This window comes from Planctomycetota bacterium, assembly GCA_038746835.1.
Lineage (GTDB): Bacteria > Planctomycetota > Phycisphaerae > Tepidisphaerales > Tepidisphaeraceae > JBCDKH01.
In genome coordinates this window covers 1-14,174 of record JBCDKH010000003.1, presented here as the reverse complement: position 1 = coordinate 14,174, position 14,174 = coordinate 1, and the positions used below count along the sequence as shown (strand labels likewise).

Sequence of the window (14,174 nt, the reverse complement as noted above, 5' to 3'; positions counted from 1 at the left end):
GCGTCAATCTACGTCATCGCCGGCGACGATGCCGGTCGGCGGAAGACGAACCGCTTGTACGTGAAGAACTTTGCGACCAGCGCTCCGACAGAGACGACCGCGACGGTCAGCCGGTAATCGAGTCCGAGTCCCGTGTGCAGGCCGAGGAAGGTCAGGTACTCCAGCGGGCGAAAGACGATCGTCCCGGCCAGAAAGCCGCCGAGCTGTTTGAAGAACGACTCGCTGCCGGCTTCGAAGATGTAATAGCGGCAGAAGAGGAAGTTGCTCGCCATCACGACGACGATTCCGATCGCGTACGACGCCTCCTCCGGCAGACCAAAGACCTCGGTGAGGAGAATCGTCAGGCCCAGCAGCAGAAAGAAACTCACGCCGCTGATGAGCAGCCAGCGGAAGCCCGACTTCTTGGTGCCGATCGGCTGGGTCACTGGGGCTTCCTGGCGATGAGCACGACCGACTGTCCGGCCGGCGGGCCGTTGAAACCGGTGACGAGCGACGACACGCCGTCGACCGCCTTGAAGACCGGGACGGCGACACGAATCGCCTTGAGCTGCCAAGGCTTGAACGTCCGGCTGAAGTTGGCCTTCTTCTTGAGCACGCGGCTCTTCAGGAAGTATGGCCCGACGCCCGACAGGTTCATGAACCGCAGCTTCACGATCTCCCAACCGGCCTGCTGCGCCTTGTCGCGCAGCTCGCCGGCGGCGTAGCGGCGATAGTGCTCGCTGGCTTCATCGACCGCGCCGAAGAGCCACTTGTGGGCCGGGGTTTTGAGCAGCAGGTGTCCGCCCGGTTGGACGACGTCCAGCAGGTTCTGCAACATCGCCACGTCGTCCTCGATGTGCTCGACGACGTCGAGGCTGACGACCGTGTCGAACTGCATCGCGTTCAGTTCCGCGGCATCGGCGTCGAGGTCCGCCTGGGCGACGGAGACGTTGCCGTCGTTGGCGAATCGCTCGCGACACGCGACCAGGTTCTGCGGCGACAAGTCCACGCCGTGGGCGAGGTCGACGTGGGTCTTGACGCTCTCGAGGAAGTTGCCCGTGCCACACCCGGCGTCGAGGACGCGCTTCCCCAGCCAAGGCCGGACGAGCGACAGCGTCCACTGGTAGTACGTCTCCAGGGCGCGCATCCGCGACAGCGCGTCGAGGTGTTCCTCCTCACGCGGCAGCTTCTGGCGAACGGTGGCGTCATCGACGGTGGTGCTCATCCGGCGTTCCTCTTGTCGATCATGTCCGCCAGCAGCGCGAAGATCGTCACGTTCATCGCGAACATCAAGAGCAGGATCGTCTTGTCCGTCAGGTCACGCAAGATGAACAGGTCGTAGCCGAGGCTGGCCAGAAACGCGAGCAGCAGCAGCAGAATCAGCGGCGTCAGCACGCGGATCGGAGCGAAGTACATGCCCGTCCGTGTAATGAGCTGCACGAACCGCAGCGTGTCACGGATCGGCTTGATCTTGCTCTTGCCGACGCGGGCCGCGTAGCCGATCGGCTCGTAGTGGACATTGAACCGGTTGGTCAGCATCGCGACGCTGATCGTCGTCGTGAAGCTGAACGTGTCGGGCAGCACCGGCATGAACTTCAGCGCCACCTCGCGTCGGAAGACACGCATGCCGGAGTTCATGTCCGGGATCTTCCGGTCGCTCAACCAGCTGGCCCAGCGGACGAGGAACCACTTGGGAATCTTGCGGATGAGCGGATACGTGACCTCGTCCTTGATCGTGCGGGCCCCGACGACCATGTCCCATCGGTGTTCGACGGCCATGTCAACCAGCTCGCCGAGGCGTTCGTTGGGGTAGGTGCCGTCGGCGTCGGTGATGGCGACGAGCGGGGCCGAGGCGTTGCGGATGCCGGTCTTGAGGGCGGCGCCGTAGCCGCGGTTGAAGTCGTGGTCGACGACAGTGAGGTTTGGGTACTTGCCGGAATTGGCGGCCTCGTGGAGCAACTCGCCGGAGCGGTCTTTGCTGCCGTCGTTGACGACGATGACCTCGTGCACGCCGGCGTCTGCGAGGACGCGCTCGATCTCGTCGAGCGTCTGTACGATTGCGTCCTCCTCGTTGTAGCACGGGATCACCAGCGAAAATCGTGGCAGTTCCTCAGCGAAGGGCACGTCGGGAAGCGTCGTCATCAGTTGCTGTTGCTTTCGTTCACCACGACCGGATTGCCCAGAGCCGGCGGGACGTCGCTCAGGGCGAACGCCTGCTCGGCATCGTCGCGCGCCTGAACGAGCTCGGTGTGCTTGGCCACGCTGAGGTACTCGTAGATCGCCAGCAAACGGCAGAACACGTAGCCGGCCTTGCCGTCGAGGAACCCGCCGCGAAGGACGTACGCGTACAGGAATCGCAGCGTCGGCCGGAACGGCACGCGACGCGACAGGTTCTTGAGCCGACGCCTGCGCGACAGCACATCGCCGATCTCCTGATCGCTCTTGCCCTGCGGCTCCTCCTCGCCGCCTTCCTGCTCGTTCTGGAGCTGGACGATCGCCTCCCAGTTGGAGTAGCGATTGTGCTTCTCCATGAACGTGTGAATGTTCGGGAAGGCGAAGTGGAGCATGTCGTTGTCGAGGTAGCCGACCGGCCCCTTTGGCACGACGTGCTCGTGAACCTCGTTGTCGCCAGAGCCGGTGTTGCCGACGTCGGTCAGGCGTTCGTACTCGCCCTGGCCTCGACGGATGAGGCGCAGGTTCCACGACGGGTAGTAGCCGCAGTGCTTGATCCACCGGCCCATGAAGATGAATCGGCGGTTCACGTAAAAGCCCGCGTGCTCGGGCTTGTCGAGCACGACGTGGCCGACCTCGCGGGCGAGTTCTGGCATGATCCACTCATCGGCGTCGACGATGAGGACCCAGTCGTTGGCCAGCGGTGCCTCGCGGAGCGCCCAGTTCTTCTTCTTGGGCCAACGGCCGTTCCAGTGGAAGTGGATGACCTTGGCCCCGTAGCGCTCGGCGATCGCGGCGGTGTCGTCGCGACTGCCCGAGTCGACCACGGCCACCTCGTCGGCCCAGGTCAGGTGGTCGAGGCAGCGGGCGAGGTTCTTGCTCTCGTTGAGCGTCGGGATAACGACGCTGACCTTGGCCTTGCCGTGGCGATCGCCGCCGAACGGCTTGGCCTGCTCGGCCGGGTCGTCGCTGCGGGCGGCGCCGGCGTAGATCACTTCGCCCCAGCTCTCGGCCGACGGATCGTCCGCACCCGCGGCGACCAGCTGCGTTCCGGGTTCGGGCACCGCGCCCGGAATCGTCGGCGGCTTCTTCTCGTCGGGAGACGTGACCGCCTCGCCGAGCTGAATCTCGCCCTCGGCGCGTGCCAACCCGCCGGGCGTTTTGGACTCTTCCGGAACGACAACTGGCTTCTTGGCCGCAAAGTCTCCTCGGACGTCCTGCGGCAGCGCCTGTGTAAGCCGCCGCGGCTGCGACCGCGCCAGTCGGGCGACCTCGCGGTACTTGGCCCGGATCAGCACCTCGTAGATGCTGATCATGTTGCTCAGCTCGATCCCGGCGCGACCGTCAAGGATGCCGCCACGCAGGACCAGCATGTAGAACATCCGCTGCGACCAGGGAAACGGCACCAGCGGTAACACGCGACTCTTCAGGAACCGTCGACGCTTCGTCTGATCCTGGAAAAACCCGCCGAAACCCGGCCATGGCTCGGGATTCTCAAACAGCTCCAGGGCTTCGAGCGTGCTGTAGCGATTGTGCTTGGCGAAGAAGTGCTCCAGCCCGCGTCGATCCTCGTGGATCAGCCGCAGGCCTGCGTCCAGGAAGCCGACCTTTCCGTCGCAGACCATGTGCTCGTGGACGCGTCGGTCCTCGTACCGGCACATGCCCTGGCGGAAGAAGCGCAGGTTCCAGCTCGGGTAGTAGCCGCAGTGCCAGATCTTCGAGCCGTTGAAGACGAAGACGCGGTTGATCTGGAACCCGATCTCGCCCTCAGGTCCTGCTTCCTTCTTTGAGAGCTCCGTCAGCTTCTCCCGCAACGGCATGTCGACGGCCTCGTCGGCGTCGACGATGAGCACCCAGTCCGCCTCGAACGGCACGTTGGCCAATGCCCAATTCTTCTGCCGGGCGTACCCCTCCCACGCGTGCTCGATGACCGTCGCGCCCCACTCCGTAGCGATCTGCTTGGTGCGATCGGTGCTGCCGGAGTCGACGACAAAGACGTGCCGGATCCAGCCGCCTTCGAGGCTGCGCAGCGTGTGCGGCAGATTCCGTTCCTCGTTGAAGGTTTGGATCAGAACGTCGATCACAGCGGGCCGACACGGTACGTCACGACGTCGCAGATGCCAGTTTCAGCATGCCCCAATCGATGTCACAGGGGAAACGCAAAGACGCAAAGAGGCAAAGCCCGAGCAAAGGTAAGAAAGTGTTTTGAGGTTCCAGGAGGACCAGCACGACGCCCGGTGCTTTGCTCTGACCTTTGCCTCTTTGCGCCTTTGCGTTTCAGCCCGAAGACTGAAACAGCAAGTTGACCTGTCGATCGAGCCGGTCCAGCTGTTCCGGCGAGACCAGTGGTGCCAGATGCCCGGCTGCGTATGAGCGGACACGCGAGCACGTCCAGCCCGGCGAAACCTCCAAGAACGCACGCCACACGTCACCCGGGCGATGACCGCCGCGGGCGTCGGCGGGTGGGTTGTGCTCCAGCACGACCTTCGGTGGACGGTCCGCCGCGAGCCAGCGCGTCATCCCACGCACCGCCGCCAGCTCGCCGCCTTCGAGGTCCAGCTTCACCACGTCCGGCACGTCCTCGATCACCTCGTCCGCCCGGACGGCCTCGACGTCGAACGACTTCGTCTCGACGCCGGCGATGTCGAACCGCGACGTCTCGCCATGGTTGCGATCGCCATTGACCGGGTGGTGGAAGGTGAGCGTTTCCGACTGATCCGACAGAGCAACAGGCCGGACCGTCACGTTCGCCAGGCCGTTGCGTTGCAGGTTGCCTTTGAGCCGCTGGCGATTGTCGGGATCGGGCTCGAAGGCATCGACGCGTCCCGTCGAGCCGACGCGCCTCGCTCCCCGGCAGGTGAAGTAGCCGAGGTTCGCCCCGCCGTCGACGAAGTGCATGCCGGGCCGGAGCAGCTTCTCGAACAGTCGATCCGTGTCGCGCTCGTACAGCCCGCACGCCATCGCCACATCCGGATACGTCGCCAGATCGAGGTCGAGCGCGTTGCCTCGCCCGTCGCCGTAGACGCCCCGCCACTTCGCCCGCGGCACCAGCCGGCGCGCCACCCGTGCCAGCCGAAACCCGCCGCGTTCCGTCGGGGCGACGTCGGCATACTGCCTCAAAATGGCCAACGCGAGCGACACGCCGACACGGTACCCTCGCGGCCGTGGACGAACCGCCGATCCGGACGTTCTGGTGGTTGAAGCGGCTATTACCGGTCGCGGTGGCTTTGCCGGTGGCGTGGTTGGGATTTCACATCTGGCTCGGCAACCACATCGACGCTCGCGAGGCCGCGCTGCTCGATGAGTGGCGGCAGGACGGCTGGCCGCATCCGGACGAGACCGTTGTCAACCAAGGCGTCGTTCCACAGGACCCGCGGAACGCCGCATTCCCGCTCAACACCGCCGCCTCGGCCTTGCCGCCGCTTTCACCTGAAGACGAAGACTGGGAGGCAGACGAGTTGCGCGGTTCGCCGTTTCGTGTCGATGCCGATGGTCTGACGCATTTGCGGTCCATCGTCGAGACGACGCAACTGCAGCTGGACCTTGCGCGGCAGGCACGAGAGATCGAGGAGCCCATCTTCGACTGGGGCCTCCCGGCCGTGCAGATCAGCACCTTAATGCCGCTTTTGAATAGCTTTCGAGAAATCGCCAATCGTTTGGGCTACCTCGCGGCCGTGGAGCATGCGGAAGGTGATCTGCTGGGTGCGACTGAGGCGATCCGCGACATGCTTCGTCTGAGCGATGCAACGCCGACCTACGGCCCGTCGCTGGTCAGCGGTCTGGTCAGTTGCGGCATCGAAGCGCTCGCCGCAGCGCGGGCGGCCGATCTCGCGACAACGCCGATTCCCGGGCTGGACGATGCCGATCGCCACGAGCGCTGGCGCGCAGCTCGGCCGGCCGTCGAAGCACTCATCGCGGACCTGCTCGCCGACGCGAACGAGCCAATGCACGACGCCGCCTTTGCCTACCGCGGCGAGCGGACGATGTCAGCGGCGGCTCCGCAGTTCGTCGGACTGCCGGCCGGTGGCGTTTCGGGATGGGTCGCCAAACCGTTCTTTAAGGCGGACCTGTTGCGTACGGCAGCGTTTATCTCCGCCATGGGTGACGCGGCAGCGGAGTCAAACGACCTGCGAGGATGGATAGACCTGATCGCCAGGTCGCGTGACGATTTCGGCTTCGAGGTCGAACCGGAATCAAGCGCGGAGATGCTGAGCGAGCTGATGAGTTCGATCCTGCTGCCGAGCCTCGATCGGGGCACAGAGGCGTTCACGCGTGTGGAAGCGCAACGACGCATGGCAGCGGTTGCCCTTTCCGTCCGGCTGTACCGCGTGGACCACGACGGAGCTTTGCCGTCAGACCTCGACGCCTTGGTACCGGAGTACTTGCCGTTTGTGCCGGGCGATCCAATGGCAAGCGAATCGCCGCCACTTCGATATCGGCTGGGCGGGCCTTTGCCCGTCGTCTACAGCGTCGGCGTCAACGGACAGGACGACGGCGGACGGATGGTCCGGCCAGGTGGTAATCCGCAGCGCAGTTGGGAGCATCTGGACCTTGCCCAACCGCTCACGCCCGCTCCAGACCCAAGAGCCGAGCCTGACGAATTCGTGATCGAAATGGAGTCCCAGGAATCGCCCTGACCTCGCCTTACGGCATGCGGAGGGCGTGCCACGATAGCTGGACGTAGAAGACCATTGTTGGAAGACCGACGACCATCCAAACGAACAACAGCAAGCTGGAACTGACGACTGTCACAAGACACGCGATCGACCGAGTCGCCGAGGCATGCAGTCCTCGCCGAAGAAACCGCATCGGCACGGTCGCAGTTGCGAGCAATGCGACGAGTACGAGGACAGCAGCCGCTGTGAAGAGGACAACGACCAACCACATCGCAATCAGCTCTGGCCAAATCTCCTCTTCGCCGAGGTACGCGACACCGAGCATCGCCAACACAGTGACGCCGGCGACCGGCGTTAACGCAAGAGGCGCTGCCGCGTAGTAGCTCGCGGCGATCGCTCGGTCTCGAATCGCAGTTGACAATGACGGCAGTTGGAAGAAGTAACTCGCCACGCCCGTTGTCAGGAACAGCCACAGAAACAATCCAACCAGAAAGGCCGCGACGATCGACCCGTCGGCGAGCAAAGCGCTCGGGCTCGACGTGTCGCCCGACGGCTGGCTGTAGTACATGAACGGAGAGGGTTCCCCGGAAACGTAGCTGTCGCGAGCGTTCCACAGCCCCCACGCCGAGACCGGCCCGATGGTTAGCCACGCCAGCAGCACGCACACGAATTGAAACCGCCGAGCATCGCGATATCGAACCGGCCGGGTCGCCTGTCGTGCGAACCGCGTCGGCCGGCGGATGACAAGCCACGCGGTCTGCACGAACGCCCGAACACGCCCGATCTCATGGCGCTCCTGCCACGGAATCTGGGCCTCGGCAAGCCTCGCCGGATCGAACGCGTCTCCGCACTCCGGACAAACGTCCGACGCATTCCCGCGCAGGTCATAGCCGCAGTTGGGACACGGCAACGGCTCGTCGGTCTCCATGGTCATGCCGGCTCGCGATACGGTACCTGCTTAGGAGAAGGAGGCCTCGCTGATCTAGTCTCTAGCCTGACGCTCAACGCCATGCCACAGAACGGCTTCCTCGATGCCGATTTCAACCTACGACGGCCTGGTCAACCTGGCCGACTTCGGCATCCTGCGTGCCAGTTTCGGTCAGTCGGTCGCCGCTCCGGCAGACTCGCTGTTCAGCGACGACGAGGCGTGATCGCGTGATCGGATCTCGGGAGCGTTGTGCCGGCTGGGGCGAGAAATCGGGCGGCGGTGCGAGTGGCGCGACCTCCTCGTTTTCAGTCTTCGCAATTTGTTGTTCCATTTCGGTCCCGTGTCACTATCCTGTGGCGCTGCCGCGAGGGTCCTTACTCGCCTGGCAAACGGTGATGGTGGCGTGAATCGGGAGAACGATGCGTCCATCGTCCACGTGCTGCGAAGCCACCCGCCCCTGGCGGAGTGATGTCGCTGATTCCGCGTTCCCATCGCCACTCCTTCCCGTTTTCTCCACAGAGACTCGAACACCACTGCAAAGGGCTGAATCGATGCGTCAAACGACCCCTACCCGCCGCAAGGCAACCCGTAACCGACTGATCGAGAACCTCGAGACCCGCCGGCTCCTCGCCACGTTCACCGTCGACACGGTCTCGGACGTGACGAACCCGACCGACGGGCTGACCACGCTTCGCGAAGCCGTCCTCGAGGCCGAGGCCTCGCCGGGCGCCGACGAAATCGTCTTCGATCCGACGGTCTTCGCCACGCCGCAGACCATCACCCTCACGCAGGGCGAGATCGTGATCGGTGGCAGCAGCGACCTCACCATCACAGACTCGGCAGCAGGTGTCACGATCGGTGCCGGCGTCGAGTCTCGTCACTTCACGGTTCTGGCAGCCTCCAGTCTCACGTTCAACGGTCTGGTCCTGACCGGCGGCAACATCGCTCAGACGCCGAACCCGGCCTTTGATCCGCTCAATCCCGATGCCGCACCCGAGTTCCTGCGAGGTGCCGGCGGGTCGACCTTTGTGAACGCGGGCGCGTCGCTGACGACGGTCGGCACCACGTTCGATGACAACGAGGCCGGCGATGGCGGTGCCATCTTTGCTCAGGGCACGCTGACCTTCACCGACACCGACTTCACCAACAACACCGGTTTCGACCCGGACAGTGCGACCAGCGGTGGCGCTGTCGCGGCCTTCGGTGCGGACACGATCCTCACGATCACGGGTGGCTCGTTCGTCGGTAACAGCGCCCTCATCACGCCCGTCGCGGCCGGCACCGGCGGTGCCATTCGCGCCCAGGTCGACACGCTCAACATCGACGGCACGTCCTTCAGCAACAACGTGGGCGACGACCTCGGCGGTGCGTTGTTCCTTATCACCGACACCGTCAACATTGCAAACGCCGACTTCACCGCCAATGACACGGCGCTGACCGGCCTGTACGGCGGTGCGGTATACGCGGCGGACGACGGCTCGGTGGAGCACGTCTTGAACATCACAGACAGCGTCTTCACCAACAACTTCGCCGGCGACACCGGTGGAGCCGTGACGTCGTACGGCCCAACGACCAACATCTCGGGCAGCTCGTTCAATGCCAACTTCGCTCAGTTCCAGCAGGCCTCTGCCGACCAGAACTTCGTCACGGGTACCGGCGGTGCCGTCGAGGTTCGTTTGAACTTCGGCGAGACGCCCGTCGGCGGCACCGGCCCGCTGGGCACCGGCCTGACCATCAATAGCAGCAGCTTCCAGGCCAACTCGTCGGAAGAGAGCGGTGGTGCGGTCTTCTTCCTCGGCAACGAGACCATCGTGCCCTCGGCAGCCGCCGCGGGTCGTGCGGCGCCGGGTCCTTCGACGACCGCTTCGTCCGCTGCGTTTGTCAACGAAGACGCCAACCTGTCGACCTTCTCGTCGATCGGCCCGGATTCGATGAGCACGGTGGCACGAGAGGCTGTCGCCCTCGAGGCCGGCAACGTCGTCGGCGCGTCGGCCACCGGGTCGGTGCAGGCTCGCAACTTCGGCGATGCCCAGCTCGAGATCATCGATTCGTCCTTCCTCAGCAACCAGACCGTGAACCTCGGCGGCGGTGTCGCGTCGTTCATCGGTGGCGTGGACGTGATCAACTCGCGCTTCTTCGATAACCGCAGCATCGGCGCAGTCGACAGCGGCGGTGCCGGCGGCGGCCTGTGGGCGTCCGACAGTGACCTGTTCGTCTTCAACTCGGAGTTCAGCGGCAACAGTGCCATCAACACGACCGCTCCGGTCGATCCCGACACGTTCGGCCCCGACTACGGCTTCGGCGGCGCACTGGAAGTCCAGATTGCCGAGGCCGATCCAAACATCGGATTCGGCGTCGACGTCTACAACGTCGCGATTGTCCAGTCGACCTTCTCCGGCAACACGTCCGACGCTCGCGCGGCCATGAGCTTCAGCGCGTTCGGCGAAACCGGTGCCACAGTCGACCCGGCCTTTGTCATCAGCATCACCCAGTCGACGGTCGTCCTCAACGACGGCCTGGACTCGGCGATCGTCATCCAGCCGACCGACACGTTCCTGGATGACACGACGAGCTTCACGGTGGTCAACTCGTTCCTCGCCGGCAACACCGGCTTCGTCGACGACGACGGCGATCCGCTGACCCCGCAGGTTCAGGAGCCGGCCAACTTCGGCACGACCGCTGCCCTGCCGGGTGGCTCGACGTTCGGCGCTGGTGAGACAACCAGCAACACCATCCTCGGTACGGACATCGTCTTCGACTTCGACGGCGATGAGCTCACCCCGGCAACGCCGGCAGCCTTTGCGACCGACTCGCCGGCGCTGGCTCCGCTGGCTTTCAACGGTGGCTCCACCCGGAACCACCTGCCGCTGCCGGGCAGCGACGCGATTGACAACGGTGCCCCGGCACTGGCGGTCAACCCGGGTGCGGACAACGTTGCCGGCGACGATCCGGACACGCCTGCCGATGAGAGCCTGGACGACGTCGCGCTCGTCTTCGACCAGCGTGGTGCTCCGTTCGACCGCGTGTTCGATGACCCGATGGTCGTCGACGACTTCGTCGACATCGGTGCCATCGAGCTCTCGGCCGCTCCGCCGGAGGTCGTCGCCACTTCGTACGACGCGAGCACACTTGAGGTCGTCTTCGAAATCGACCAGGACGTGTCGTCCAGTATCGACCCGTCTGATCTGATTGCGACGAACGTGACAACTGCCACCCAGATCGACACCTCGACGGTGACGGCCGTGTTCCTACCAGGGCTCAATTTGGCAGTATTCTCGCTGGTTCCGCTGGTCCAGAGTGGATTGCTGACCAACGGCAACTACGAGTTCTCTCTGGACACGGCCGGCGTTGCCAACTCCGGCGGTGCCACGCTTGTCTCGTCGCCGTTCATCGAGGACTTCTTCCTCGCCGGCGACGCCGACCGCAGCCGCAGCGTGAACCTGGCCGACTTCGGCATCCTGCGTTCCAACTTCGGCGGCACGCCGGTCGATGGCTTCCTGAGTGCCGACTTCAACCTGGACGGTGCGGTCAACCTGGCCGACTTCGGCATCCTGCGTGCCAACTTCGGTCAGTCGGTCGCCGCTCCGGCAGACTCGCTGTTCAGCGACGACGAGCTCTAAGTCCCGCGACAACCACCGGCCGGAACGCCGGGATCAATCCAACGCAACGGCCCGCTCTTTCCGGAGCGGGCCGTTGTCATTGGCTGGGCGCCAAGGTCTTCGCTGGGAGCGCATCGGATTGGACGGCGACGTTGTACTCTGGCTGTCGTGGACGATCGGCCGATCCCGAGGTTCTGGTGGCTCAAGCGGCTGACGGCCTTGACGCTGGTGCTGATCGTGAGCGTGGTCAGCTTCCACGTCTGGCTCGGCTGGTACGTCGAACGGCAACGCCTCGCGCTCATCGAGGAGTGGCGTGGCGACGGGCTCCCACACCCGGACGATCTGGCCCGCATCACGGGTGTAGCTCCCGACACCGGCAACAACCCGGCCGTCCTGATCAACGCCGCCGCCGCGTCGATGCCGGACATGACAGCGGCGCAGAAGGAGCACGTCAGATCCGGATTCGACACGGTCTACGAACGGCGAGCCCGTGCCGCCGACGCAGACTTTGGCAGCACGTTCGCTGAGCAGCTCAACCTTCTGTCCGAGGCTGCCCTGGCGACGGAAGAGGCCGACTTTGGCATGCCTCTGTTCAACCGAGACGTAGCTGACTCATCGCTTGGAGCACATCGACAACTCTCGATGCTGCTCGGCTATGACGCGGATGCGCGGCTGCACGCCGGCGACTCGCTTGGAGCGATTCGGCGGTTGGTCGAAGTGACCCACCTCGGCGAGGCAGCGCAGCACCTGGGATATGGCATTCTTGCAGACGCCGTGGGCTTCGGCGTGGAAGCCTGGGCTGCTGCGCTTGCCGTTGAACTCATCGCCTATCCGATCGATGCGAGTCAGCCCTTGGACGCGTGGGCCGCTGCAGAGCCCGAAGTTCGCAACTTGATCGCGCGTCTCCTGATCGATCGCAAGGCTCGTGCGAGCAAGGCCTTGGCCGTCGATCGGGTCGAAGTAATCATGCAGGCTGCCGAGACCAGTTCGCCATCAACTTGGAGAGAGCGATGGATGACCGAGCGGCTGAGGACCACATCGCTCTTGCACAAGGCGCGGCTTGCCAGCGTCACATCACCCCTCCTCGCGCAGGCGGAGACGTTTCCTGATGCACGTCGGTTGGCCGAAGCGATCGGAGTCGATTCACTGAAGGAGCGCAGACGCCCTGCGACGCTTGCGGGGTGTCTCTTCAACGGAGGGCGTCGAACGGCGATTCAAGGTGCTTACCGATGGATGGCACGGGGGCACTTCGTGACCACTGCCCAGCATCGACTCACTGCGACTGCGCTAGCGATCAAGCTTTATCAGGCTGATCACGACGGGCGGCTCCCCAACACCCTTGAGGATCTTGTTCCCGGTTACCTTCCAGACGTGCCGATCGACCCATTCGCCGACGGTTCGCAGCCGATTGGATATCGGCCCGATGCTCTTATCCCGCTCGTCTACAGCGTCTGGGAAGACGGCATCGATCAGGGTGGGTCACAGCGGCGACAGGGTGATCGGACGTGGTTCGGGCCTGTCAACAAGTGGCGGACCCTCGATCGCGTTGTTCCGCTCGAAGCTTCGCCAGATCCGGACGTCGATCCATGGACTTATCTCTTCGACGGTGGGCGGCGAGCGCAAGCGATCAATCCGCAGCGATAATCAAAGTCGGCTCAATTGCTCGCGATTGATGAGATGCAGGTCGCCGCGATTTGACAATCAACGATCGATTGAACCTTCATCGCAGGTTGTCGAGTGCGTGCCACGCGATCTGTAGATAAAACGCGAGGAACGGCAGACCCAAAACGAGAGGGATCAACAGCACGAGCCATCCCGCGATGAGGCTTGGAACGATGGCGAAAGATCGAAAGATGCCGACGTCGAGTCCGCGGACGAGGGCTACATACGGGAGCGTGCAGACGTAGAGCAGTTGCACGCAGATCGTTGTTGGAATCAGAAAGGCAATCGCGATGTCCAGCGGGCCTTTGAATGGAGACAAGAAGAACTTAGCTGTGAGAAGGATGTATTCCCACAGCGTTTCGCCGGGATATTGGCTACTAGAAAATCCTCGAAAGTGAGCGACGTAGTCTATCCCGAGCATGAAGACAATCAGCGGGCTCAGCGCCAATGGGGCCGCGGTGTAGTAGCCGATGGCGAGGCGGCGTTCGCGGGTTGGGGCGTGGCGTTCGCGGGTTTCCAGGGCGTAGGTCGCCAGGCCCGAGCCGAGGAAGAGCCAGAGCCCCGTGCCAAGGCAGAGGGCGGCGATGATGGAGGTGTCGGCGATCAGTTCGGGCCAGCCGACGAAGTCGTCCCACTCAGGCGGGTCGTCCCGCTGCCAGTTGGCGACGTCTTCCAGCAGCGGGTCTTGCATCGCGGCTGGGTAGAACTGCCAGGCCGTACGCCAGACCATCGGCACCAGACACCCGGCCGCGAGGAGCACGCAGATTAGCCGGAACCGCTTGGCCGGCTTGAGCGAGACCGGCGTGTCGATCTGCCGGGCGAACAGGATCGGGTGCCGAAGGACCAGCCAGACGGTCGCGATAAACGAGCGGATCGACCACCACCGGTGCCGATCGTTCCAAGGGATCTCGGGTTTTCCGAGCGTGGCCGGGTCGAAGGTCTTGCCGCACTCCGGGCAGACGTCGCCGGTCGCGCCGCGGAGGTCGTACCGGCAGTGCGGACAATGCAGCGTCGCCTCGGCGGACATATCGGCAACGACCGTTCCCACGGGATCAGCGTCGTCGCTCGCGTCATCCGCTGCAACCACCGCGTGACGCGTTGCGCCCAGAGAAGCGGGTGCCGCCGGGGGGGGGGCCCCCGCGGGGGGGGGGGGGCCCACCCAGGCGACCCACCAGGACCCCCCGCGGGAAACCCCCCCGCCCCCCCCCCCGCGGGGGG

At 64.4% G+C, this 14,174-nt stretch carries 10 protein-coding genes; 3 read left to right on the top strand and 7 right to left on the bottom strand.

Going from position 1 to position 14,174, the window contains the following annotated elements; genetic code table 11:
• Positions 1 to 8: 8 nt before the first annotated feature.
• From AAGI46_00760 to AAGI46_00740, 5 genes are all read right to left on the bottom strand, one after another.
• Positions 9 to 425 carry a GtrA family protein gene (locus tag AAGI46_00760; protein MEM1010729.1) on the bottom strand — a complete coding sequence of 139 codons (417 nt, stop codon included), beginning with the start codon at positions 423 to 425 and terminating at the stop codon, positions 9 to 11.
• Positions 422 to 1,204: a methyltransferase domain-containing protein gene (locus AAGI46_00755; protein ID MEM1010728.1), complete on the bottom strand. Its 783-nt coding sequence runs from the start codon at positions 1,202 to 1,204 to the stop codon at positions 422 to 424. The genes AAGI46_00760 and AAGI46_00755 overlap by 4 nt, the downstream gene beginning before the upstream one ends.
• The gene (locus AAGI46_00750; protein ID MEM1010727.1) at positions 1,201 to 2,121 is read right to left on the bottom strand and encodes a glycosyltransferase family 2 protein; all 921 of its coding nucleotides are present in this window, start codon (positions 2,119 to 2,121) and stop codon (positions 1,201 to 1,203) included. The genes AAGI46_00755 and AAGI46_00750 overlap by 4 nt, the downstream gene beginning before the upstream one ends.
• Positions 2,121 to 4,235 (bottom strand): glycosyltransferase family 2 protein, encoded by a 2,115-nt coding sequence (locus AAGI46_00745; protein MEM1010726.1) that lies wholly within the window; start codon positions 4,233 to 4,235, stop codon positions 2,121 to 2,123. Before AAGI46_00745 ends, AAGI46_00750 begins: the two co-directional genes overlap by 1 nt.
• Positions 4,236 to 4,428: 193 nt before the next feature.
• Complete coding sequence (locus AAGI46_00740; GenBank protein MEM1010725.1) at positions 4,429 to 5,292, bottom strand: FkbM family methyltransferase; 864 nt, start codon at positions 5,290 to 5,292, stop codon at positions 4,429 to 4,431.
• A gap of 23 nt (positions 5,293 to 5,315) precedes the next feature.
• Between AAGI46_00740 and AAGI46_00735 the strand changes: the two genes are divergently transcribed.
• Complete coding sequence (locus AAGI46_00735) at positions 5,316 to 6,788, top strand: hypothetical protein (GenBank protein MEM1010724.1); 1,473 nt, start codon at positions 5,316 to 5,318, stop codon at positions 6,786 to 6,788.
• A gap of 7 nt (positions 6,789 to 6,795) precedes the next feature.
• On the opposite strand, the gene AAGI46_00730 is transcribed toward AAGI46_00735, so the two are convergent.
• Entirely contained in the window at positions 6,796 to 7,701 is a 906-nt protein-coding gene (locus tag AAGI46_00730) for a hypothetical protein (GenBank protein ID MEM1010723.1), read from the bottom strand.
• Between the two features lie 545 nt (positions 7,702 to 8,246).
• Between AAGI46_00730 and AAGI46_00725 the strand changes: the two genes are divergently transcribed.
• The gene (locus AAGI46_00725) at positions 8,247 to 11,315 is read left to right on the top strand and encodes a choice-of-anchor Q domain-containing protein (protein MEM1010722.1); all 3,069 of its coding nucleotides are present in this window, start codon (positions 8,247 to 8,249) and stop codon (positions 11,313 to 11,315) included.
• Positions 11,316 to 11,462: 147 nt separating this feature from the next.
• Positions 11,463 to 12,938 carry a hypothetical protein gene (locus AAGI46_00720; protein MEM1010721.1) on the top strand — a complete coding sequence of 492 codons (1,476 nt, stop codon included), beginning with the start codon at positions 11,463 to 11,465 and terminating at the stop codon, positions 12,936 to 12,938.
• 76 nt (positions 12,939 to 13,014) lie between these two features.
• Here the strand turns inward: AAGI46_00720 and AAGI46_00715 are convergent, their stop codons facing one another.
• Complete coding sequence (locus AAGI46_00715) at positions 13,015 to 14,004, bottom strand: hypothetical protein (GenBank protein ID MEM1010720.1); 990 nt, start codon at positions 14,002 to 14,004, stop codon at positions 13,015 to 13,017.
• Between the last annotated feature and the right edge of the window lie 170 nt (positions 14,005 to 14,174).